The sequence below is a fragment of the Streptomyces rubrogriseus genome, from assembly GCF_027947575.1.
In the GTDB taxonomy this organism is placed as follows: domain Bacteria; phylum Actinomycetota; class Actinomycetes; order Streptomycetales; family Streptomycetaceae; genus Streptomyces; species Streptomyces rubrogriseus.
The window spans coordinates 6,672,546-6,693,944 of sequence record NZ_CP116256.1; the positions used below are offsets into that span (position 1 = coordinate 6,672,546).

Sequence of the window (21,399 nt, forward strand, 5' to 3'; positions counted from 1 at the left end):
GTGCGCCGACCGGGCCGGGAGCGGGGCAGGACTCTTGCCGTTGGCCCAGGTCAGCGGCCGAAACTCGCCAGCTTGGCGCGCAGTTGCAACACCGACTTGGTGTGGATCTGGCTGACCCTGCTCTCGGTCACACCCAGCACGTTCCCGATCTCGGCGAGCGTGAGGCCCTCGTAGTAGTACAGCGTGACGACGGTCTTCTCGCGCTCCGGCAGCGTGTTGATCGCCCGGGCCAGGAGCCGCCGCAGCTCACGGTCCTCGGCGACCTCCACCGGGTTGTCGGCGGCGGTGTCCTCCAGGGTGTCCATCAGGCTCAGCCGGTCACCGCCCTCGCTGCCCGCGTGCAGCAGTTCCTCCAGGGCCACCACGTTGGCCAGCGACAGCTGGCTGAAGACCGCATGGAGGTCCTCCACCGCGATCCCCATCTCCACGGCGACCTCGCTCTCCGAGGGGGTGCGGCGCAGGCGTGCCTCCAGCGTCGCGTACGCGCGCTCCACGTTGCGCGCCTTCTGCCGCACCGACCGCGGGATCCAGTCCAGCGCCCGCAGTTCGTCGATCATGGCGCCCCGGATCCGGGTGATCGCGTACGTCTCGAACTTGATCTCCCGGTCGACGTCGAACTTCTCGATGGCGTCGATCAGGCCGAACACCCCGGAGGAGACGAAGTCGGCCTGCTCGACATTGGGCGGCAGCCCCACGCTGACCCGGCCCGCCACGTACTTCACGAGGGGCGAGTAGTGCAGGATCAGCTGTTCCCGCAGCCGCTCGTCGCCGGTCGTCTTGTACGACCGCCACAGCTCGTCGAGCGTCGAGGGGGCGGACGGTCGCACGCTGCCACCGTCGCGGGCGGCTGGGGGGATCGCCGCCCGGTCGGACCCGGAGGTGTGCTGGGGCATTCGTCGCCTAGTGCCGTTCTGCCGTGATGTGGATCTGCCTGAGGCCGCCGGTCTGCTTTCTGGTTGTCGCCTGCTGTCGGCCGTCTGCGTGGGGGTCATCGTGAGCGTAGCGTGACTGGGCCGTCGCGGTGTGCGAAGGAGCGGGCGGGCACCCTACGCAGATACGTTCCGCCGAACGCTCTACAGGGGGGACGATGATCGCTCTGGGTGATCACTCGAATACCTCAACTGCCAGAAACCCAACGGGCGTCGGGGTTCCCCCGGACGGCCGAACACGGTGCGTCAGCACGGGCTGCGACCACCGCGAACCGAGATCATCGCCTGGCGTGTCAACTTCCAGCCGTCGCCGTGTCGTTCGACGTAACCGAGTGCTCGAAGCTCGTACAGCCTCGCGACCGCGTCGTCCTGGGTGGTCTGGGCGCGCAACGCCACCTCCCCCGCCGTCGCCCTTCCCCGCCCGGGGAGCCCGGCCAGCACCTGGCGGGTCCGGGACTCCAGCAGATCGGTGGGGAGGACGGGCCCGCGCCGCTCCGGCGGCAGCTCTCCCATGGCGCCGACCAGCTCGACCACCTCGGCGGCGTCGCCGACCAGCACCGCGTCGCCGCGCAGCATCTCGTGCACCCCCGCGGAGAGGGCACTGGTCGCCGGCCCCGGGACGCCCATCACGTGCCGGCCCAGCCGCCGGGCCGCCCGGGCCGTGACCAGCGAACCGCTGCGGTGGGCGGCCTCGACGACCACGGTGCCCCTGGTGAGCGCGGCGATGACCCGGTTGCGCAGGATGAATCTGCTGGGCGTCGGGTGGTCGCCCGGTGGCAGCTCGCCGACGACCAGGCCCTGTTCGGCGATCCTGGTGATCAGCGCGGTGTGCCCGGGTGGGTAGGGGCGGTCGACCCCGCAGGCGAGGACGGCCGCGGTGGCGCCGCCGGCGCCGAGGGCACCGCGGTGGGCGGCGCCGTCGATCCCGTAGGCGCCGCCCGAGACCACGACCCAGCCGCGCTCGGCCAGGCCGGCGGCGAGGGTGGCGGCCATGTGGGCGCCGTACTCGGTGCAGGCGCGGGCGCCGACGACGGCGACCGACCTGAGCGCCCACATGCGCAGACTGGGCCCGCCCCGGACCCACAGTCCGAGCGGCCGGGCGTCACCGAGGTCGTCGAGCTGCCCCGGCCACTCCGCGGTCCCGGGGACCACGAACCGCGCCCCCGCGGACCGGGCGACGGCCAGGTCGCGCCGGGGTCGGCCTGGCCCGCCCGGGCGCACAGCCCGGCCCACCGCTTCTCGCTCACCCCCGGCAGCGCCCGCCCGCCCTCGCGCAGGCGCCGCACCACCTCCGCGGCACCGCGTTCCCGCACCCACCGCCCGCCCGCCTCGTCGCCGGGCTCGAGCACCCGGGCGAGGAAGACCCTCCCGAGCAGCTCTCGGTCCTCCGGTCCCCCGTCCCGCGCGCCGCTCCCGTCGACGCCCGGTCCCCCGTCCCGCGCGCCGCTCCCGTCGATGCACGGGCCCGCGTCACCGGGCCCGGCGGCGGAACGGCCTCGCGCGGCGACGCCGTCCCCGGTCACGGCATCGCCCCCGCCCCCGCGGTCCGGGCCAGCCCGCCTCGCTGCTCCGCCGCCCGTGCCGCCCCCGCCGCCGGGAGGCGTCGCCGCCCCGCCCTCGGCCGGGCTTCCGCCGCCGAAGGACACGGCGGCGTCGGGGAAGAGGGTCCCGCTCGCCTTCGGCCCGGTGCCGCCGCTCGGGGCGGCGTCCTCCGGCGGCCTGGTGTCCCCGCTCATGCCAGTGCTCCCAGGGCCATCGGGACGCCCCGCGGCACCCCGGTGCGCAGTTGCAGTGCCAGGGTGACGTCCCGTGCGTCGGGGCGGTCGTGGCCGACGAGGTCCGCGACGGTCCAGGCGACGCGCAGGACCCGGTCGAGTCCGCGCGCGGTGAGCACGCCACGTTCCAGACTGCGCTCCGCCTCGTCCAGCGCACCGGCTGCGGCGCGCCAGCGGCTGCGCAGCTCCCGGCCGGGCACCTCGCTGTTCGACCGCCACGGGGTCCCCGCGAGGCGTGCGGCCGCCCGGTCCCGGGCCGCCCGCACCCGGTCGGCGACGGCCCGGGTGGAGTCGCCCCGTGGGCCGTCGCCAGCCAGCTGGCTGCGGGTGACCCGCTCCACCTCGACCCGCAGGTCGACCCGGTCGAGCAGCGGTCCGGACAGCCTGGCCTGGTAGCGGCGGATCGCCGAGGACGGGCATTCGCACAGCTCGTCGGTTCGCGAGAACCGCCCGCAGGGGCAGGGATTGGCGGCGAGCACCATCAGGAACCGCGCGGGGAAGCGCACCACGCCCGCACTGCGCGCGATGACGACGTGCCCGGCCTCCAGCGGTTGGCGCAGCGCGTCGAGCGCGTGGCTGCTGAACTCCGGGGTCTCGTCCAGGAACAGGACGCCCCGGTGCGCCAGCGACACCGCTCCGGGCCGCGCGATGCCGGGGCCGCCGCCTACGAGGGCCTGCATCGTGGCGGAGTGGTGGGGAGCGCAGTAGGGGGCCACGTCGATCAGGGGTTTGCCCGGTGGCAGCAGCCCCGCCACCGAGTGCACGGCGGTGACTTCGAGGGACTCCGCCCGGCAGAGCCGGGGCAGGATGGCGGGCAGCCGTTCGGCGAGCATGGTCTTGCCGGCGCCGGGCGGGCCTTCCAGGAACAGGTGGTGGCGACCGGCCGCGGCCACCTCCACCGCCGTGCGCGCCGACTCCTGGCCGACGACGTCGGCCAGGTCGTGCCCGTGGTCGTGCTGTGCCGCTCCCATGCTGTGCATTCCGGTGGCCGCGCCGGTTCCGGGCATGCGCAGACCGGCCATGAGCGGGTCGGGGCGGCCCTGGAGGTCCTGTTCCTCCTCCGGCACGGGTTCGTCGGCGAGGACGGCGATCAGCTGGCGCAGGCTGCGCACTCCGAGCACCGACACTCCCGGGACGAGGGACGCCTCGGCCGCGGCGCACTCCGGCACGACCACCTGTTCGTACCCGGCCTCGGCCGCGGCCAGGACCGCCGGCAGGATGCCGCGCACCGGCCGCACCCGGCCGTCGAGACCCAGCTCTCCGATCATCACGATGTCGGCCAGGACGCGCGGGTCGATCCGCTCCGCCGCGCCCAGGACGCTCGCGGCGACGGCCAGGTCGAAGCCGCTGCCGCTCTTGGGTACCGAGGCCGGGCTGAGACCGACCGTCAGCTTCTTCTGGGGCCACTCCGCACCCGAGTTCACCACGGCCGCCCGTACCCGGTCCCGGCTCTCCGTGAGGCTCTTGTCGGGCAGTCCCACCAGCGTGAAGGCGGCCACGCCCGGCTCCAGGTCGGCCTGGACCTCGACCACCACGCCCTCGACGCCGACGAGCGCCACCGAGCACGTACGTGCGAACCCCATCACGCCACCCCCCTGGCGTGCTCGACCACCGGTGCGCCGCGCTGCGGGAGGAGCACGCCGACCAGGTCGATCCGGACGCCGCCGGGCGGCGCTCCCCCGTGGGTCTGGATCCAGCGCTCCGCCAGCCGCCGCAGCCGCTGCGCCTTGTCCGGGGTCACGGCGGCCATCGGGTGCTCGAAGGAGCCGCCCCTGCGCGTCTTGACCTCGCAGACGACCAGGACGTCCCCGTCCCGGGCCACGATGTCGATCTCGCCGGTCCTGCCACAGCGCCAGTTGCGCTCCAGGACGGTCATGCCGGCTCCGGTCAGCCGGCGGGCGGCGAGTGTCTCGCCGTACCTGCCCATCGCACCTCGTGCGTTCATGTCGGCACCACCTCCGGCGCCAACGATCACGCAAACGGGCAGATCCCGTGACTCACGGTGAACTACTCACCGGTTGTGGAAAACTCCGTCACCCGCCGGGGAGCTCCAGGTCGCTCTTGTTCAGCTCCTCGATGTTCACGTCCTTGAACGTCAACACCCGCACCTGCTTGACGAACCGGGCCGGCCGGTACATGTCCCACACCCAGGCGTCAGCCATGGAGACCTCGAAGAACACCTCACCCTGGACCGAGTGCACCTGCATCTCGTAGTCGTTGGTGAGGTAGAAGCGCCGCTCGGTCTCGATCACGTATTTGAACAGACCGACGACATCGCGGTACTCCCGGTAGAGCTTGAGCTCCATCTCGGTCTCGTACTTCTCGAGGTCCTCGGCGCTCATGGCATGTTCCCCTTCAGCCGTGCGGTCCCACCATTGTGCGCCAGTCCCGTGCGGCCCTAGACGATTTCGGTGTCCAGGGTCACCGGCCCGGCCGGGGGACCTTCGTCGAGCAGCGTGGTCAGCAGCTCGGCGAGTCTGGTCGGATACACCGTCTCACGTGCCCGGGTCAGTTCCTCACACGTCCACCAGCGCGCTCCGGCGACGCTGCGCCGCTCCAGTTCGGTGAGGCCGGGGCCGACCGCCTCGGTGGCGGTCCGGGCGGTACGGGCCAGGTAGTACCACTCGTCCTGGTCCCAGCGGCGGCCCGCGAACGGGAAGGAGCACCTGCGCCGCCACAGCACCGGGCCGAGTTCGACGTCCGTGATGCCGGTCTCCTCCAGCAGTTCGCGCCGGGCGGCCTCCGCACGGGTCTCGTCGCCCTCCACACCGCCGCCGGGGGTGAACCACCAGTCGTCGGCCGGATCGTCCGGTTCGTGGCCGTGCAGCAGCAGGATGCGGTCCTCGGGGTCGAGCAGCACGACCCGGGCGACCCGGCGCAGCCCGCCCTCGTAGGTGTCCTGTCCCGCGGGCGTCACCTCAGCGCCCACCGGCCGGCTCCGCACCCTTTCGGGCCCGGGAGGCCGCGGCCCGTTTGGCGAGGGGGCCGTAGGCCGCGCCGCCCAGGATCAGCACGGCCCCGGCGATCACCAGGACGACCACGGTCCGCAGCGGACCCGGCGAGGAGAGGTCGCCCAGCGTCCGGAAGCCGGTGGGCCGCTCCAGCATGCCGTTCATGGGCCAGGCCACGGCGTCCACCCGGGCGTCCACGGCGCCGCGCGACACGGTGCCGGCGGCCGCGTCGGTCAGGTGGGCGGTGGAGTCCACGGAGTTGTGCCGCTCGTCGCCGAGCAGGAACAGGCGGCCCTCCGGGACGGTCACGGTCTGGAAGTCACTGATCTCGGCCGGGGTGCCGGCGGGCAGGTACGGCTCGTCGATCACCTTGCCGTTGACCTTCAGCTTGCCCTTCTGGCAGCAGGAGACGGTGTCCCCGCCGACGGCGACGACCCGCTTGACCATGGGGGCGTTGGCCCAGGTCGCGTCCTTGAACACGACGACGTCGCCACGGCGGACGTCGGCGCCGTCGATGCGCTGCGCCAGGACCCGGTCACCGGCGTCGATGGTCGGCGTCATCGAGCTGGTCGGCACGGTGTAGGGACGGTAGACCACCGCTCCCCAGGCGAAGCCGCCGAGGAACAGCACCAGGCCCAGCGCCACCGCGATGCCGGACAGCCGCTGTCCGGTCCGGCTGCCCACCGGGCCCTTGTTCGCTCCGCCGCCGCGCGGGGCCGTACGTGTCGTGCTCTCGCCACCCATGGAGCGGCACCTTACCCGGCGGTACGCCAACGGGGCAGCCCCCTCCCGGAGGCCGGAAGGGGGCTTGTCGGACCGCGGGGGACACGCGGCGGGATGCGCGGTGGCTCAGCGGGTCTCGGCCGGGGCGGTGCGACGACGGCGCCACCACACGAACGGGACAGCACCGGCGACGGCCAGCCCCTGGGGCGCGACCGACAGCGCGGCGGCGGCCGAGGACCGGGCCTGCAGGCCGTCCTGGTCGAAGGTGTCGGGGACCGGCAGGGTGCCCCAGCGGTTCATCGGCCAGGCGACCACGATGGCGCGGCCTACGACCTCGTCCACCGGGACCATGCCGCCGTTCTTGTCGGACTGGTTGTAGCGGGAGTCCCGGGAGTTCTGCCGGTGGTCGCCCATGACCCAGATTTTGCCCTCGGGCACCGTGACCTTGAACCGCCCGCCCTGGTCGTCGTCCGAGCACGGCGTGTTGCCGGGGTAGACGTAGGGCTCGTTCAGCGCCTTGCCGTTGACCTTGAGCGGGCCGGTCTTGTTGCACTCGACCGTGTCACCGGCGACTCCGATGACCCGCTTGATCAGGTCCTTCTCTTCCGCGGACGGCATCAGGCCGATCCAGCTGAGGACCGTCTGCAGCGCGTTCGGGTCGGGTGTCGGCTCGCCCGCCAGCCAGTCGGCCGGGTCGTGGAAGACCACGACCTCGCCGCGCTCGGGCTCCGAGCCGAACCAGGGGGTCAGCTTGTCGACCAGGACCCGGTCACCGATCTGAAGGGTGTTCTCCATCGAGGAGGACGGGATCGAGAACGCCTGCACCAGGAACGTCTTGATCAGCAGGGCGAGCACCAGCGCGATGCCGATCAGGATCGGCAGTTCCTTCCAGAAGGAGCGCTGCTTCTTGGCCGCGGGCGGGGTCGCGGGCGGCGTCCCGCCGACTCCCTCGTCCTCCGTCCCGCCGTTGTGTCCGTCCTGGCCGCGCTGTCCGTTCGTCACCCTGCCGTCCTCGGTTCCGGAGCCGTATCCGGAGTCGGGGGCGCCGACCGCGGCCGGACCGGACCTCTCCTCGGGGCGTCCGCGGTTCTCCTCGCCGTCGTGACCGGACCGTGCGCCAACCGCCACATCCCCCACGCCAACTCCTCACTCTCTGCCGCCGCCTGCCCCGGATACGGCGCAGGCCCACCACTCCCATAACGAGCGGGAGTTCCGCAGGGGTCGGGAGTTCCATCATCGCGTTCGGATCGTAGGGGGCAACCCTATGCGACAGCTCGGGAGCGGCGGTCGAACCGGAGGCCGCGTCGGACACGGACGCGTACGTTTTCGGCTCGTCCAGGGTGGTCCAGTGACCGAACGGCCAGGCGATGACCATGGCCCGCCCCACCACCTCGTCCTGGGACACGGTGCCGAAGTCGGTCTCCTGGTGGGCGCGGGAGTCGGCGGAGTTGGACCGGTGGTCGCCCATCACCCACAGCCGCCCCTCGGGGACGGTGACGTCGAACGGCGTCCGGGACGGGCTGTCCCCGGGGTACAGGTAGTCCTCGTTCAGGGGAACGCCGTTGACGGTGACGCGGCCCTGCTTGTCGCAGCACTTGACGTGGTCGCCGCCCACGCCGACGACCCGCTTGATGAGGTCCTTCTCGTCGTCGGACGGCAGCAGCCCGATGAAGGCGAGGCCCTCCTTGACCTGTTTGACGACGACGGGATCGTCCTTCTTGGTGGTCTGCTCGCCCTGGAGCCACCCGCCGGGGTCCCGGAAGACGACGACGTCCCCGCGCTGCGGCTCGGACCCGAACCAGGGGGTCAGCTTGTCCACCAGGACCCGGTCGCCGATCCGGATGGTCTGCTCCATGGAGCCCGACGGGATCACGAAGGCCTGGACGAGGAAGGTCTTCAGCACCAGCGCTATGAGGACCGCGACGCCGACGAGGAGCGGGATCTCCTTGACGGCGCCGCGTCTGCGCCGCCGTTTGACCTTGCGCTGGAGTTTGCGGCGCTCGGCGCGCGAGCGGCCGCCGGACGGCGCGGCGGTGCGCCTGGACCCGGTGGGCAGCAGGTTCTCCGCGGGGCTGCTGGGCGCTCCCCGCGGCTTGCCCCGGCTACCCATCGGCGTCCTCGCCGGGCGCCGCTCCGGGGTCGGGCGCCGCTCCGGCGCCGGACGCGGCCCCGGCGCCGGCCTCCGTGTCCGGCACGCGCGCGTAGGCGTCGGGGCGGTCGAGGCGGGTGGCATGGCCGAAGGGCCAGACAATCCAGTCGGCGCGGCCTATCACGTCGTCCAGCGGAACCATCCCGCCCCCCGGGGAGCCCAGGTGGTCGCGGGAGTCGCTGGAGTCGGCCCGGTGGTCGCCGAGGACGAAGAGGGTGCCGTCGGGGACGACGACGTCGAAGGGCACCGTGGACGGGCGGTCGCCGGGGTACAGGAACGCCGACTCGTCGACCGACTGACCGTTCACCCGGATCCACCCCTCCTCGTCGCAGCACACCACGTGGTCCCCGCCCACACCGACAACGCGTTTGATGTAGTCGCCGTGCCCGAAGCCCCCGGTGCCGTCGAAGACGACGACGTCTCCCCTGCGCGGCCGACCGTCGAAACGGTACGCCAACTTATTTACGAGAACCCGGTCGCCGATCCTCAATCCACGCTCCATCGATCCGCTGGGGATCTGGAACGGCTGCAGGACGAAGGTGCTGACCAGCAGCAGGAACAGCAGGAGGATCAGCAGGGTCACGGTGATCCGGCCGCCCGGCAGCCAGTCCCCGATCCGCCCCGCGAACGCGGAACGCGACCGTTCCTCCGGGCCCTCCGGATCCGAGGGCTGCTCGGAGTCGGAAGGGCGGGAGGAGCGGTCGCGCTCCGTGTGCTGTGTTTCGGTGTCCATCGGGGCCAGATGCTATCCGGCCCCGGCGCGGACCCCGGAGGGCGCTCAGCTCTCGCGCTTCTCCTTGATCTTCGCGGCCTTGCCGCGGAGCTCGCGCAGGTAGTACAGCTTGGCGCGGCGGACGTCACCGCGGGTGACGAGCTCGATCTTCTCCACGATCGGGGTGTGCACCGGGAAGGTGCGCTCGACGCCGACGGAGAAGGAGACCTTGCGGACCGTGAAGGTCTCGCGCACGCCGGCGCCCTGACGGCGGATGACGACGCCCTTGAACTGCTGCACACGGGAGCGGTTGCCCTCGATGACGCGCACGTGGACGTTGACGGTGTCGCCGGGGCGGAAGGCCGGGACGTCGCTGCGCAGCGACGCGGCGTCGACGGAGTCGAGCAGGTGAGACATTTCGTCTGCTTTCCTCGCCGATGCCACAGGTCATCGGCGGAAACTAGGTGTTTCGGAATCAGGGTCGTGCGGGTCGGGACGGGCGTCGTCTCCCCCTGTGGCAGGGGCGCGCTCCGGACGGACGCACAACAGCCGCCTATTCTTCCATGCCGGGGGTCCTGCGCCAAAATCGGCCGTACGGTTCCCCGTCCGGGTCGGGCTGCCAGCCCAGGATGGAGAGCATTTCGCGGTCCTTCTTGTCGAAGGCGGCGGGATCGCACCGTTCGATCAGGTCGGGCCGGTTGGCCGTGGTGCGGCGCAGGGCCTCGTCGCGCCGCCAGCGGGCGATCTTCCCGTGGTGGCCGCTGAGCAGCACGTCCGGGATGCCGCGCCCGCGCCACTGCGGCGGCTTGGTGTGGACGGGGCCCTCCAGCAGGTTGGCCATGGCGCCGGGGGCGAAGGAGTCGTCCTGGTGGGACTCGGCGTTGCCCAGCACCCCGGGCAGCAGCCGGGCCACGGCCTCGGTGACGACGAGTACGGCGGCCTCGCCGCCGGCCAGGACGTAGTCGCCGATGGACACCTCGTACACGGGCATCCGGGTCGCGTACTCGTCCACGACCCGGCGGTCGATGCCCTCGTAGCGGGCGGGGGTGAAGATCAGCCAGGGCCGCTCGGAGAGGTGGACGGCGAGTTCCTGGGTGAACGGGCGGCCGCTGGGCGTGGGCACGATGAGGGCGGGCTCGCCGGACCCCGTCTCGTAGCCGTCGGCCAGGACGGAGTCCAGGGCGTCACCCCACGGCTCGGTCTTCATGACCATGCCGGGGCCGCCGCCGTAGGGGGTGTCGTCGACCGTGTTGTGGCGGTCGTACGTCCAGTCGCGCAGGTCGTGCACGTGGACGCCGAGCTGTCCGCGCGCGCGTGCCTTGCCGACGAGGGAGACGTTCAGCGGTTCCAGGTACTCGGGGAAGATCGTGACGACGTCGAGCCGCATTACGCCTCGTCCCCGGCGGTGTCCTTGCCGGCCGCGTCCTCGGCGTCCCGCGCGGAGGCGATCTCGGCCCGGTCGTCGATCAGTCCGGGCGGCGGGTCGATGACCGCGCGCTGCGCGTCGAGGTCGATCGCGGTGACGATCTCGGAGACGAACGGCACGTAGACCTCGCTGCCGTCGGGGCGCTCCACCACGAAGAGGTCCTGGGTGGGCAGGTGGGAGATCTCGGTGATGCGGCCGACCTCGGTGCCGTCCTCGGTGACCACGTCGAGGTCGATCAGCTGGTGGTCGTAGTACTCGTCCTCGTCCTCGGGCCGCTCGGCGGGGTCGACGTCGGCGATCAGGAGGGTGTTGCGCAGCGCCTCGGCGCCGGTGCGGTCGTGGACGCCGGCGAAGCGCAGCAGGAGCCGGCCGCTGTGCACCCGGCCGGACTCGATGGTGAGCGGCCCGGTGGAGGCGGGGTCGGTGGCCAGTACGGCACCGGGCCCGAGCCTCAGCTCCGGCTCGTCCGTGCGGACCTCGACGGTCACCTCGCCCTTGATTCCGTGGGCGCGGCCGATGCGCGCGACTACCAGCTGCACTGTGCTTGCTCTCCTGTCGGTACTGCGAGGAGCCGGTCGGGCTCATACGACTGCGGGCCGGGGACGGCCCAGTGGCCTTCCCCGGCCCGAGCCGGTGCTGCAATTGGCGTCAGCGGACGTGGTCCACGTCGACGAGGTCGACACGGACACCGCGGCCGCCGATGGCGCCCACGACAGTGCGCAGCGCGCGTGCGGTGCGGCCGTTGCGGCCGATCACCTTGCCGAGGTCGTCGGGGTGGACCCGGACCTCGAGCACTCGCCCGCGGCGCAGGTTGCGCGAGGCGACCTGCACATCGTCGGGGTTGTCGACGATGCCCTTCACGAGGTGCTCGAGAGCCTCCTCGAGCATGCTCAGGCCTCGGACGCGGAGGACTCGGCGGCGGCCTCGTCCTTCTTGTCGGCCTTCTTCTTCTGGGTGATCGCCTCACCCTTGCCCTCGTCCTCGCCACCGATCGCCTCGAAGGACGGGCGGGCCGCCTTCTCGGCCGGCTGCAGCAGCGGAGCCGGGGCGGGCTCGCCCTTGAACTTCTGCCAGTCGCCGGTCTTCTTCAGGATGGCGAGCACGGGCTCGGTCGGCTGGGCGCCGACACCGAGCCAGTACGCGACACGCTCGGCGTCGACCTCCATCACCGACGGGTTGTACGTCGGGTGGTACTTGCCGATCTCCTCGATGGCCCGGCCGTCACGGCGGGTACGGGAGTCGGCGACGACGATGCGGTAGTGAGGCGAACGGATCTTGCCCAGACGCTTCAGCTTGATCTTGACTGCCACGGGAGTGGGTTCTCCTGGTTTTGACGTGGTTGGGCACGGCGAGAGAGCCGCGTGGGGTTGCGGTACCCGAGTGCCCGATGGACGCGTCAGCCGGAGGAGAGAGGGGTCCTGTGCGACTGTCGAGTACAGCTAGCCATTGTGCCACACGCGGGCAGGCCCGTCGGACGGCGGGCTCCGGGCCCGCCGTCGGGCGGACCACTCGCCCCCGGGCGACGGCACCCGGCACCGGTCGGGCTGCCACGAGCAGCCGGACCGTCAGCTCATTCCCGCGCCGACCACCTCCGGGATCCGGAACGGCTTGCCGCAGCCGCCGCACATGATCGGCGCCTGGGCCAGCACCGACGGGACGACGCGGACGTTGCGCCCGCAGTCGCAGACCGCCTTCACGCGCACCCCTCCCCCGGAGGAGCCGTGCCGGGCGGCCGGACCGCGGAAGCTGCGGGCCGTGTCGGTCGCGGTGGCGACGGTGTGGGCCTTCAGCGCGCGCTGGAGGCGTTCGATCGTCGGGCGGTACCGGCGCTTCGCCTCGGGGGTGAGCGTGACCAGCGAGAAGCCGCTGCTGGGATGCGGCTCCTCGGGGTGGTCCAGGCCCAGCTCCTCGGCGATCGCGAGGAATCGGCGGTTGTGGTAGCGCCCCGCGCGGGAGGTGTCGCGTACTCCGCGCGCTGCGGCGATGCCGTGGACTGCCTCGTGAAGCAGTCGCTCGAAGGAGAGCTCGTGCCCGCAGGCGGACGACGACTCTCCGATCAGGGACTCGGGCGCGGCAAGATCGGGCAGCTCGGTGTGGTGCCGCTGAATGTCGGCCCACGCCTGCGCCAGCTCTGCGGCGAGAACAGGTGGTGTCGTGCTCACGTAATGACAACGAGCCGGGGTGCCGCTGTGTTCCTATTCCGGGGCATCCCAAATAATTTGCACGTACCAGTCAGTTGCCGCTGATGCGTCCCGACGAGGGCGGGTGCGCTGATCTGCGGAGAAGCCTCACAGCTCGTACCAAGCTGGTGCGTAGTCCGACGTACGCACCGGCGCGTAACCGCCGTCCACACGCCGGAGTGCGAGGGGCCCGCGCGTGCGCAAGGGGCGTTTCGGCCGCTGTCGCCCCGGAGGGATGCCGTCCGAGCGGACGCGCCGACGGACGTGACGTTACCGGGTGCGCCACCGGCGTGCGGCACCGCCCCGCCTCCCGGCGCGTCCGGGCACCGCGCGGTGCCGGTCGGCCCGGCCGACCTTGGCCGGAACCGTGCCGTCGGTGCGGCGGCCACCCACGGTCATCGACCGGCGACACGATCCGGCCATCCGGGCCGGCGCACGGGACGGGGATGTCCCGGGTACCACGCGGCCAGGCCCGTGTTGCCGGGAAGTGAAATCTCGCCACGGTGCCGGGGATCGGGCAAACCGGGCCCCGCCACCACTGGACGCCACGGCGAGCCCGGAGTTACCTGGCATACGGGGGGAGTGCGAGCGCACTGCACGGGGGCCACGGAATCGGGCACGGCGGCAACACTCGGCGATTGGGGCACTTTCCTATGACACCTACGCTCGTGCGGCAGCACTCGTCCCACGCGGAGGCGGCGCCTCACGTGGACCCGCGTGCACGCGCGCGTGACTGGTCCGAGATACAGGAGCGGATGCTCGTACCGCTCTACGAGGCCGTCTACGAGCGACTGGACGTGGGCGGCGACACCCGGATGCTGGGTCTGGGCTGCGGTTCCGGACTCGCGCTGCTGATGGCCGCCTCGCGCGGTGCGGCGGTGACCGGGGTCGACTCCCGCTCCCCGGAACTCCTGGACCTGGCCCGTCGGCGCCTGCTGCCCGGGACCTCCGAGGAGTCCGGGGCGGACAGCACGGTGAGCACGCGCACGCGTGGCGGCGCACCACGGATCGTCCAGGGCACGCCCGGGGACGCGGCGGATCCCACGGCGCCCGCGTTCACGCTGGTGACCGCCTTCGAACCCAGCGGTTGCCGCGCCGGCGACTCCGAGCCGCTCGGTGACCTGCTCGCCCGGGCGGTGCCGCTCGCGGCGCGCGGCGCGGCCGTGGTGCTGGCCGGCTGGGGCCCGCCAGAGCGGTGCGCCACGACGTCGGTGCTGCGGGTGGCGGCCAAGCTCACCGACCCGACGCACGGCACGGGCGGCTGGCGCCCCGCCCTGCGCGACGACCTGGAGGAGGTGGCCCAGCGGGCCGGGCTCAGGCCGGACGGCTCGGGGCGGGTGGCGTGCCCGTTCGGCTACGCGGACACGGGCAGCGCGGTGCGCGGGCTGCTGTCGACCGGCATGTTCGACGCGGCGGTCGCGGCGACCGACCGGGAGCAGGTCGACAAGGAGCTGACGGAGGCGTTGCATCCGCACCGGCGGCCGGACGGGACCGTGTGGATGCCGAACGTCTTCCGTTATCTGATCGCCCGGGTCCCCTGACGACCGGTTCGGACTGGCTTCTTTCGATGCAGGTGTGAATGGTGTGAAGAAGGCGGTCGAGGGTTCCCGCCGTTTCCCCCGGTGGATCATGGACCCCTACGCTGATCCACCGTTCGGGGGAACAGACACATCTGCATACAGGAGCCTGTAGTGCCGCACCGCAAGACCGCACTGCGCCTCGCCGCGCCCGTCGCCGTCCTCGCCCTGGCCCTCACCGCGTGCGGGGGCGGGGACGACGACTCCGGCGCCGACGCGAAGGGCGGGGCGACCGCCGAGGCGACCACCCAGGCCTCGCCGTCGCCCTCCCGGCCCGCCTCGGGCGGCGACATGGCGCAGGGCGAGAGCGCCAGCGGGAAGGTGGCGGAGGACCCCGGCGAGGTCACCTACGACGTCCTGGCGCAGAAGGTCGAGGTGGGCACCGAGGCGGAGGCCGCGAAGGCGGTGGCGGACGCCGCGGACGCCAAGGGCAAGGTGCTGGCCACCGCGCACATCAAGTACACGCACAAGGGCGGACCCGCCCTGACCGAGGGCTCCGACGTGCACGACGGCACCACGGTCTTCGCGGACGGGCAGCGCGGCGGCGTCCTCATCGGCGCCGCCGAGGACGCGCCGGGCTGCGAGGACCCGTACGACGTCGAGAGCTGGAAGCAGGGCGAGAGCCATGTCTTCTGCGAGACCTACGTGATCCCCGCGGGCGCCACCAGCGTCGAGGTCCACTGGTCGGAGGAGGACGGCGAGCCCTACGTCTGGAAGTTCCCGCAGAAGTAGACAGCCCCGCCAGGGGTGCTCACGCCTCCGGGTCGTCCTTCGTCAGCCGGGTGATCCCGGCGATGCGGTACGCCTCCGCCTCGTCCAGCGTCTCGCTCGCCAGCAGCGACTCGGCGAGCGCGTCCAGCTGTCCCCGGTGGTCGCGCAGCTTGCGCACGGCCTCCTCGTAGCAGGAGTCCACGACCCGCCGCATCTCCCCGTCGATCGCGTCCAGCGTCTGGGGTGCGGCGGCGAGGCCGTACGCCTGCTGGGCGTCGCCGGGCAGGGCGGAGAGCCTGCCGACCCGCTCGCTCATGCCCCACCGCGCGACCATCCCGCGGGCGATGTTGGTGACCTGTTCGAGGTCGCTCTCCGAACCGGTCGTGATCACCCCGTACACGACGTGCTCGGCCGCCATGCCGCCGAGCGCCCCGATGATCCGCCCGCGCAGGTACTCCTCCGTGTACGCGTACTTGTCCGCGTCCGGCGTCGACAGCGTCACCCCGAGCGCCCGGCCGCGCGGCACGATCGTGATCTTGCGGACGGGGTCGGCGCCCGGCTGCAACATGCCCAGCAGGGCGTGACCGCTTTCGTGGTAGGCGGTGCGCCGGCGCTCCTCCTCGGGCATCACCAGCGGGCGCTCGGCCCCCAGCTGGACCTTCTCCAGCGCCTCGGAGAGGTTCGCCTGCGTCACCCGCTCCTGCTTCCGCTTCACCGCGAGCAACGCCGCCTCGTTGGCGAGGTTGGCGAGCTCGGCGCCGGTCATGCCCGGCGTCGTACGGGCCACCTGGGCGAGGTCGACGTCCGGGGCGAGCGGGATCTCACGGGTGTGGATCTCCAGGATCGCCTCCCGGCCACCGCGGTCCGGCGGCGAGACGCTGACCACCCGGTCGAAGCGGCCGGGCCGGGTCAGGGCCGCGTCCAGGATGTCCGCGCGGTTGGTGGCCGCGATGACGATCACGCCCTCCGAACCGGAGAAGCCGTCCATCTCGGTGAGGATCTGGTTCAGGGTCTGCTCGCGCTCGTCGTGGCCGCCCATGCCGGAGCCGCCGCCGCGGGCGCGGCCGATGGTGTCGATCTCGTCGATGAAGATGATCGACGGCGCCACCTTGCGCGCCTCCGCGAACAGCTCCCGCACCCGGGAGGCGCCCACGCCCACGATCATCTCGATGAACTCGGACGCCGACGCGGAGAAGAACGGCACCCCCGCCTCGCCGGCCACCGCGCGCGCGAGGAGCGTCTTTCCGGTACCGGGCGGGCCGGTCAGCAGCACGCCCCGGGGCATCTTGGCGCCCATGCGGCGATAGGCGTCCGGGTTCTTCAGGAAGTCGACGACGTCACTCAGCTCGCCCTCCACCTCGTCGATCCCCGCGACGTCGGCGAAGGTGGTGCGCGGCTTCCCGGCCTCCAGCTCGACCGGCTTCGGCGGCGCCTTGCGGCCCAGCATCCCGCCCGCCCCGCCGCCCAGGGCACCCCGCATGCGCCGGGCGATGAAGATCCACAGCACCACCAGGATCAGCATCGGGGCCAGCGCGATCAGCAGGTTGGCCAGGAAGCTGCGGTGCTGCACGACGGGCTCGGCGGTGACCGTGACCTTGTTCTTCGTCAGCTCGGCCCAGAGCTGGTCGTCCGCGAAGGTCGGCCGCTCGGTCGTGAACTTGGTGTACGTCCCGTCGCCCTCGGGATTGTCCCGGGCCTTCCTCAGCTGCCCCTGGATCGCGTCGCCCTTGGCGTAGATCTTGCTGACGTTGCCCTCGTCGACCTGCTTGCTGAACTCCGTGTAGGAGATGGTCGGCTCGTCGCCCTCGTTGAAGAAGGAGAGCACGAGGTTGGCGATGAGGTACACGATCAGCGCGGCCAGGATCAGGTTCCACCAGCCGCCGCGCATCCGCCGGCCACCGGGCGGCGGCTTGGGCGGCTCGTCGGGCGTGCCCTCGGTCCGCCAGGGCGGCTCCGGTGCCTTGCGCGGCGGGGACGGATTGGTCATATCCGGACGCTACGACAGGAAAGCCGCGCGGGCATGTGGGTGTACCGGATGTACGACGCCGGGGCACCCCCTGCGAAAGGAGACGCCCCGGCGACGCACTACGCCCGGACGGGCGGCGGTCAGCCCATGAACTTCTTGAACTCGTCCGGCAGCTCGAAGTCCTGCCCGCCCTGCTGCGGCAGCCCCAGCGCGCCCCCGCTCTGCGCGGCGGCGGCGCGACGGGCGGCCTCCTCCTGCTCCTGCTGCTTGCGCTTCATCGGGTTGCCCGAGCGCTGCTTGCCCTTGGCCTTCTTCTGCTGCTTCTTCTGCCGGCCGGGGCCGCCACCCATGCCGGGCATCCCCGGCATCCCGGGCATGCCGCCGCCCTGGGCCATGCGGGACATCATCTTGCGGGCCTCGAAGAACCGCTCGACCAGGTTCTTCACGGCGCTGACCTCGACGCCGGAGCCCTTGGCGATACGGGCCCGGCGCGAGCCGTTGATGATCGTCGGTTCCTGGCGCTCGGCCGGGGTCATCGACTTGATGATGGCGGCCGTGCGGTCGACGTCGCGCTCGTCGAGGTTGTTGATCTGGTCCTTCATCTGGCCCATGCCGGGCAGCATGCCGAGCAGCTTGCTGATGCTGCCCATCTTCCGGACCTGCTCCATCTGGGCCAGGAAGTCGTCCAGGGTGAAGTCCTGGCCCTTCTTGGACGCCAGCTTGGAGGCCATCTTCTCGGCCTCTTCCTGGCTGAACGTCTTCTCCGCCTGCTCGATCAGGGTGAGCAGGTCACCCATGTCGAGGATGCGGGAGGCCATCCGGTCCGGGTGGAAGGCGTCGAAGTCGTCGAGCTTCTCGCCGTTCGAGGCGAACATGATCGGCTTGCCGGTCACCGAGGCGATCGACAGGGCCGCACCACCGCGGGCGTCGCCGTCGAGCTTGGAGAGCACCACGCCGTCGAAGCCGACGCCGTCGCGGAAGGCCTCGGCGGTGTTGACCGCGTCCTGACCGATCATCGCGTCGACGACGAAGAGGATCTCGTCCGGCGAGACCGCGTCCCGGATGTCCGCGGCCTGCTGCATCAGCTCCTGGTCGATGCCCAGGCGGCCGGCGGTGTCGACGATGACCAGGTCGTGGACCTTGGCCTTGGCGAACTCGATGGAGTCCTTTGCGACCTTGACCGGGTCGCCCACGCCGTTGCCCGGCTCGGGGGCGTAGACCGCGACACCGGCGCGCTCGGCGACGACGCTCAGCTGGTTGACGGCGTTGGGGCGCTGGAGGTCGCAGGCCACGAGCAGCGGGGAGTGGCCCTGCTCCTTGAGCCAGTGGCCGAGCTTGCCCGCGAGGGTGGTCTTACCGGCACCCTGGAGACCGGCCAGCATGATCACGGTCGGCGGCTGCTTGGCGAAGCGCAGGCGGCGGGTCTCGCCGCCCAGGATGCCCACCAGCTCCTCATTGACGATCTTGAGGACCTGCTGGGCGGGATTGAGCGCCTTGGAGACCTCGGCGCCCAGGGAGCGCTCCTTGACCTTCTTGATGAAGGCGCGCACGACGGGCAGCGCCACGTCGGCCTCGAGGAGCGCGATGCGGATCTCGCGGGCCGTGGCGTCGATGTCCGCCTCGGTCAGCCTGCCTTTGCCCCGGAGGGATTTAAAGGTGGCTGACAGGCGGTCGGAGAGAGTATCGAACACGGCGGCGTAGGTCCTCGCGTCGGCGTTGGTGTGGGTCGCCCTCAAGGGTATCCGGCCCGGCAGGCAAAGTGTCCCTGCCCGCCGCAGAGAGCGGACGGTCACCCCCGCAGCGACTCCTCCAGCTCCCGGGCCAGCGACGCCGCCTCGTCCCCGGGCAACGGCACCCCCTCGCCCCGCGTCACATAGAACGCGTCCACCGCGTTCGCCCCCAGCGTCGACACGTGCGCGCTCCGTACCCGCACCCCCGCCGCCTCGAGTGCCCGCCCGAGCCGGAACAGCAGCCCCGGCGCGTCCTGGGCGCGGACCTCGATCACCGTGGCCAGCCGGGACGCGGCCGGGGCGACGGTGACGCGGGGCGGGGGCGGCTCCACGCCCCGGCGCCGGGGGTGGGCGGCGTCCCGTTCGGCGAGCCGTGCGGCGATGTCCAGGGTGCCGTCCAGGGCCCTGACCAGGTCGGCGCGGAGCCGGGCGGCCTGGGGCAGGGAGCCGTACTGGGCGGCGACCCGCCAGTCGAGGAGCAGGACGGAGCCCTCGACGCCGTCCGGCAGCGGCACGGACCGCAGCTCGGCGGTGCGGACGGTCAGCCGGTGCATGGCCAGGACGCCCGCCACGGCGGGGAGCACGCCCGCCTGGTCGGGCACGGCGATCAGCAGCTCCACGCCGAGGGGCTCGGGACCGTCGGCCGAGGAGGAAGGGGAGGGAGCCGGGGCGGACTCGGCGGGCGGCTCCGTCTGGGCCCGCAGCGCCAGTACCGGACCGCCGGTACGGAAGGCCTCGACCGCGAGCCGCTCCTGTTCGGCGGTGGGCGCGGCGGTCTCGGCCTCGGGCTGCGGCTCCCCGGCCAGCACTCCGGAGACCCGTTTCACCAGGTCGGCGACGAGGGAGCCGCGCCAGGACGACCAGGCGGCCGGCCCGGTGGCCAGCGCGTCCGCCTCGGTCAGCGCGTGCAGCAGCTCCAGCGTGTGCTCGGTGCCGACCGCCTGCGCGACCGCGCGCACGGTGGCCGGGTCGTCCAGGTCGCGCCGGGTGGCGGTCTCCACGAGCAGCAGGTGATGGCGTACGAGGGTGGCCAGGACGGCCGTGTCCGCGCCGTCGAAGCCGATGCGGGCGGCGACGTCCCGGGCGATGGTCTCGCCGGCCACGGAGTGGTCGCCGGGCCAGCCCTTGCCGATGTCGTGCAGCAGCGCGGCGACCAGGAGCAGGTCGGGGCGGTGCACCCGGCGGGTGAACCCGGCGGCGCGGACGGCGGTCTCGATCAGGTGCCGGTCCACGGTCCACAGGTGCACGGCATTGCGCTGCGGGCGGCAGCGGACCCGCTCCCAGTCGGGCAGCAGCCGGGTGACCAGTCCCTCGGCCTCCAGCGCCTCCCAGACCTGCACCGTGGGGCGGCCCGAGCCCAGCAGGGTCACCAACTGCTCACGCGCCTCAGCGGGCCAGGGCGTGGGCAGGGGGCGCGCGGTGGCCGCCAGGCGCCGTACGGCGTGCCGGGAGAGCGGGAGTCCGGCCTGCGCGGCGGCGGCCGCGGCACGCAGCGGGAGTACGGGGTCGCGTTCGGGGCGCGCGGTGCGGGCGAGCACCGCCTCGCCGTCCTGCTCCACGACACCCTCGGCGAGCGGGGAGCGCTCGCCGACCGGTTTCCCGCCGTTCCTTCCGTTCATCATGGCGCGCAGCCGTGGCCGTACGGACCGCGAGCGGAGCACGCGGCCCACCTCGCGCCAGGTGACGTCGCCCGCGTAGGAGATGACGCGGGCCGCCTCGTACACCTGTCGCAGCAGCGCGTCGGCGTCCAGCAGGCCCAGCTCGGCCGCCACCTGGTCCTGTTCCTGCAGGGCCAGCCGGTCGGTCGCCCGGCCCGTCGCCAGGTGGAGGGCGTCGCGCACGTCGAGCAGGCGCCGCCCGGCCTCGGCGAGTCCCTCGCGCGGGGCGTCGGCGAGCCAGGAGGCGGCGACGGCACGCAGCGCGGTGGCGTCGCGCAGGCCGCCCCGGGCCTCCTTGAGGTCGGGTTCGAGCAGGAACTGCAGCTCGCCCTGGCGTTCGGCGCGCTCGGCGCACAGGTCGCGGAGTTCGGGGAGGCGCTTGGGGGCCTGGTTGCGCCAGTCGGCGAGGACGGCGGTGCGCAGCGAGGCGGTCAGGCCGAGGTCTCCGGCCAGGTGGCGGGCGTCCAGGAGACCGAGGTGGACCTTGAGGTCCTCGCCCGCCGTCTTCCGGGCCTGTTGCGGGGTGCGTACGGAGTGGTCGAGGTCGATGCCGAGGTCCCACACCGGGTACCAGAGGCGGTCGGCTAGTGCGGCGACGGCCTTGTCGTCCCGGCCGTCGTGCAGCAGGAGCAGGTCCAGGTCGCTGCGCGGGGACAGCTCGCCGCGCCCGTAGCCGCCGACCGCGACGAGCGAGACCCCGGTGTGTCCCTCGGTGGCCGCGCCGAAGAGGCCCGCCAGCCAGTCGTCCGTCAGTTCGGCGAGCGCCCTGCGGCGCGGCGGCCCGGACCGCGCCCCCTCGGTGAGGAGGCGCAGCCGGGCCGCCGCGTAGCCGCCGGGTCCCGAGTCCTCTGCTTCGTCCGTCACGCCCGTACTCGTCACCCGGCGACTCCCGTTCCGTTGTCGTGCCTCGGA

General features: G+C 72.6%; 19 protein-coding genes and 2 pseudogenes. 2 read left to right on the plus strand and 19 right to left on the minus strand.

Going from position 1 to position 21,399, the window contains the following annotated elements:
• Nucleotides 1-50 precede the first annotated feature (50 nt).
• From whiG to Sru02f_RS29950, 16 genes and pseudogenes are all read right to left on the minus strand, one after another.
• Nucleotides 51-893, minus strand: coding sequence for an RNA polymerase sigma factor WhiG (gene whiG, locus Sru02f_RS29875; RefSeq protein WP_109036050.1), 843 nt, complete (start codon nucleotides 891-893; stop codon nucleotides 51-53).
• Between the two features lie 282 nt (nucleotides 894-1,175).
• Nucleotides 1,176-2,305, minus strand: a pseudogene (gene dprA / locus Sru02f_RS29880) (DNA-processing protein DprA).
• Between the two features lie 356 nt (nucleotides 2,306-2,661).
• Complete coding sequence (locus Sru02f_RS29885) at nucleotides 2,662-4,287, minus strand: YifB family Mg chelatase-like AAA ATPase (RefSeq protein WP_109036054.1); 1,626 nt, start codon at nucleotides 4,285-4,287, stop codon at nucleotides 2,662-2,664.
• On the minus strand, nucleotides 4,287-4,649 hold the full coding sequence (locus Sru02f_RS29890) for a YraN family protein (RefSeq protein ID WP_164279303.1): 363 nt from the start codon (nucleotides 4,647-4,649) through the stop codon (nucleotides 4,287-4,289). Before Sru02f_RS29890 ends, Sru02f_RS29885 begins: the two co-directional genes overlap by 1 nt.
• Before the next feature lie 88 nt (nucleotides 4,650-4,737).
• On the minus strand, nucleotides 4,738-5,046 hold the full coding sequence (locus Sru02f_RS29895; RefSeq protein WP_003965949.1) for a DUF2469 domain-containing protein: 309 nt from the start codon (nucleotides 5,044-5,046) through the stop codon (nucleotides 4,738-4,740).
• A 56-nt stretch (nucleotides 5,047-5,102) separates the two neighbouring features.
• Entirely contained in the window at nucleotides 5,103-5,633 is a 531-nt protein-coding gene (locus Sru02f_RS29900; RefSeq protein ID WP_016327363.1) for an NUDIX hydrolase, read from the minus strand.
• On the minus strand, nucleotides 5,623-6,399 hold the full coding sequence (gene lepB, locus Sru02f_RS29905; RefSeq protein WP_109036058.1) for a signal peptidase I: 777 nt from the start codon (nucleotides 6,397-6,399) through the stop codon (nucleotides 5,623-5,625). The genes Sru02f_RS29900 and lepB (Sru02f_RS29905) overlap by 11 nt, the downstream gene beginning before the upstream one ends.
• 105 nt (nucleotides 6,400-6,504) lie before the next feature.
• Nucleotides 6,505-7,515 (minus strand): signal peptidase I, encoded by a 1,011-nt coding sequence (gene lepB / locus Sru02f_RS29910; RefSeq protein WP_244941947.1) that lies wholly within the window; start codon nucleotides 7,513-7,515, stop codon nucleotides 6,505-6,507.
• Nucleotides 7,406-8,488: pseudogene (gene lepB / locus Sru02f_RS29915) on the minus strand (signal peptidase I); the annotation flags it as partial. The gene lepB (Sru02f_RS29910) and the pseudogene lepB (Sru02f_RS29915), both read right to left, overlap by 110 nt.
• On the minus strand, nucleotides 8,481-9,260 hold the full coding sequence (lepB, locus tag Sru02f_RS29920) for a signal peptidase I (protein WP_109036063.1): 780 nt from the start codon (nucleotides 9,258-9,260) through the stop codon (nucleotides 8,481-8,483). The pseudogene lepB (Sru02f_RS29915) and the gene lepB (Sru02f_RS29920), both read right to left, overlap by 8 nt.
• Before the next feature lie 45 nt (nucleotides 9,261-9,305).
• Nucleotides 9,306-9,656, minus strand: coding sequence for a 50S ribosomal protein L19 (gene rplS, locus Sru02f_RS29925; RefSeq protein WP_016432403.1), 351 nt, complete (start codon nucleotides 9,654-9,656; stop codon nucleotides 9,306-9,308).
• A gap of 136 nt (nucleotides 9,657-9,792) precedes the next feature.
• Nucleotides 9,793-10,626, minus strand: coding sequence for a tRNA (guanosine(37)-N1)-methyltransferase TrmD (gene trmD, locus Sru02f_RS29930; protein WP_109036065.1), 834 nt, complete (start codon nucleotides 10,624-10,626; stop codon nucleotides 9,793-9,795).
• Complete coding sequence (rimM, locus tag Sru02f_RS29935) at nucleotides 10,626-11,204, minus strand: ribosome maturation factor RimM (protein WP_109036067.1); 579 nt, start codon at nucleotides 11,202-11,204, stop codon at nucleotides 10,626-10,628. The genes trmD and rimM overlap by 1 nt, the downstream gene beginning before the upstream one ends.
• A gap of 109 nt (nucleotides 11,205-11,313) precedes the next feature.
• Nucleotides 11,314-11,553, minus strand: coding sequence for an RNA-binding protein (locus tag Sru02f_RS29940; RefSeq protein WP_003973401.1), 240 nt, complete (start codon nucleotides 11,551-11,553; stop codon nucleotides 11,314-11,316).
• Nucleotides 11,554-11,555: 2 nt separating this feature from the next.
• Nucleotides 11,556-11,975, minus strand: coding sequence for a 30S ribosomal protein S16 (gene rpsP, locus Sru02f_RS29945; RefSeq protein ID WP_007444852.1), 420 nt, complete (start codon nucleotides 11,973-11,975; stop codon nucleotides 11,556-11,558).
• Nucleotides 11,976-12,230: 255 nt separating this feature from the next.
• Nucleotides 12,231-12,827 carry a hypothetical protein gene (locus Sru02f_RS29950; RefSeq protein ID WP_003973403.1) on the minus strand — a complete coding sequence of 199 codons (597 nt, stop codon included), beginning with the start codon at nucleotides 12,825-12,827 and terminating at the stop codon, nucleotides 12,231-12,233.
• A 671-nt stretch (nucleotides 12,828-13,498) separates the two neighbouring features.
• On the opposite strand from Sru02f_RS29950, the gene Sru02f_RS29955 reads away from it, so the two are divergent.
• Both Sru02f_RS29955 and Sru02f_RS29960 read left to right on the plus strand, forming a co-directional pair.
• Nucleotides 13,499-14,386 carry a class I SAM-dependent methyltransferase gene (locus Sru02f_RS29955; protein ID WP_109036069.1) on the plus strand — a complete coding sequence of 296 codons (888 nt, stop codon included), beginning with the start codon at nucleotides 13,499-13,501 and terminating at the stop codon, nucleotides 14,384-14,386.
• A gap of 150 nt (nucleotides 14,387-14,536) precedes the next feature.
• Nucleotides 14,537-15,154, plus strand: coding sequence for a hypothetical protein (locus tag Sru02f_RS29960; RefSeq protein ID WP_109036071.1), 618 nt, complete (start codon nucleotides 14,537-14,539; stop codon nucleotides 15,152-15,154).
• Nucleotides 15,155-15,173: 19 nt separating this feature from the next.
• Here the strand turns inward: Sru02f_RS29960 and ftsH are convergent, their stop codons facing one another.
• The 3 genes from ftsH to Sru02f_RS29975 form a co-directional block, all read right to left on the minus strand.
• Nucleotides 15,174-17,120: an ATP-dependent zinc metalloprotease FtsH gene (gene ftsH, locus Sru02f_RS29965; RefSeq protein WP_109036073.1), complete on the minus strand. Its 1,947-nt coding sequence runs from the start codon at nucleotides 17,118-17,120 to the stop codon at nucleotides 15,174-15,176.
• A 119-nt stretch (nucleotides 17,121-17,239) separates the two neighbouring features.
• Entirely contained in the window at nucleotides 17,240-18,790 is a 1,551-nt protein-coding gene (gene ffh, locus Sru02f_RS29970) for a signal recognition particle protein (protein WP_109036330.1), read from the minus strand.
• A gap of 98 nt (nucleotides 18,791-18,888) precedes the next feature.
• Nucleotides 18,889-21,366, minus strand: coding sequence for a [protein-PII] uridylyltransferase (locus tag Sru02f_RS29975; protein WP_167469823.1), 2,478 nt, complete (start codon nucleotides 21,364-21,366; stop codon nucleotides 18,889-18,891).
• Nucleotides 21,367-21,399: the final 33 nt, after the last annotated feature.

What these genes read in the sequence shown, in the direction of transcription:
- Sru02f_RS29885 (WP_109036054.1), bottom strand. Translation starts at nt 4,287, where the DNA reads ATGGGGTTCGCACGTACGTGCTCGGTGGCGCTCGTCGGCGTCGAGGGC.
- lepB (WP_109036058.1), bottom strand. Translation starts at nt 6,399, where the DNA reads ATGGGTGGCGAGAGCACGACACGTACGGCCCCGCGCGGCGGCGGAGCG.
- whiG (WP_109036050.1), bottom strand. Translation starts at nt 893, where the DNA reads ATGCCCCAGCACACCTCCGGGTCCGACCGGGCGGCGATCCCCCCAGCC.
- ftsH (WP_109036073.1), bottom strand. Translation starts at nt 17,120, where the DNA reads ATGACCAATCCGTCCCCGCCGCGCAAGGCACCGGAGCCGCCCTGGCGG.
- Sru02f_RS29940 (WP_003973401.1), bottom strand. Translation starts at nt 11,553, where the DNA reads ATGCTCGAGGAGGCTCTCGAGCACCTCGTGAAGGGCATCGTCGACAAC.
- trmD (WP_109036065.1), bottom strand. Translation starts at nt 10,626, where the DNA reads ATGCGGCTCGACGTCGTCACGATCTTCCCCGAGTACCTGGAACCGCTG.
- lepB (WP_109036063.1), bottom strand. Translation starts at nt 9,260, where the DNA reads ATGGACACCGAAACACAGCACACGGAGCGCGACCGCTCCTCCCGCCCT.
- Sru02f_RS29955 (WP_109036069.1), top strand. Translation starts at nt 13,499, where the DNA reads ATGACACCTACGCTCGTGCGGCAGCACTCGTCCCACGCGGAGGCGGCG.
- Sru02f_RS29890 (WP_164279303.1), bottom strand. Translation starts at nt 4,649, where the DNA reads ATGAACGCACGAGGTGCGATGGGCAGGTACGGCGAGACACTCGCCGCC.
- Sru02f_RS29895 (WP_003965949.1), bottom strand. Translation starts at nt 5,046, where the DNA reads ATGAGCGCCGAGGACCTCGAGAAGTACGAGACCGAGATGGAGCTCAAG.
- rplS (WP_016432403.1), bottom strand. Translation starts at nt 9,656, where the DNA reads ATGTCTCACCTGCTCGACTCCGTCGACGCCGCGTCGCTGCGCAGCGAC.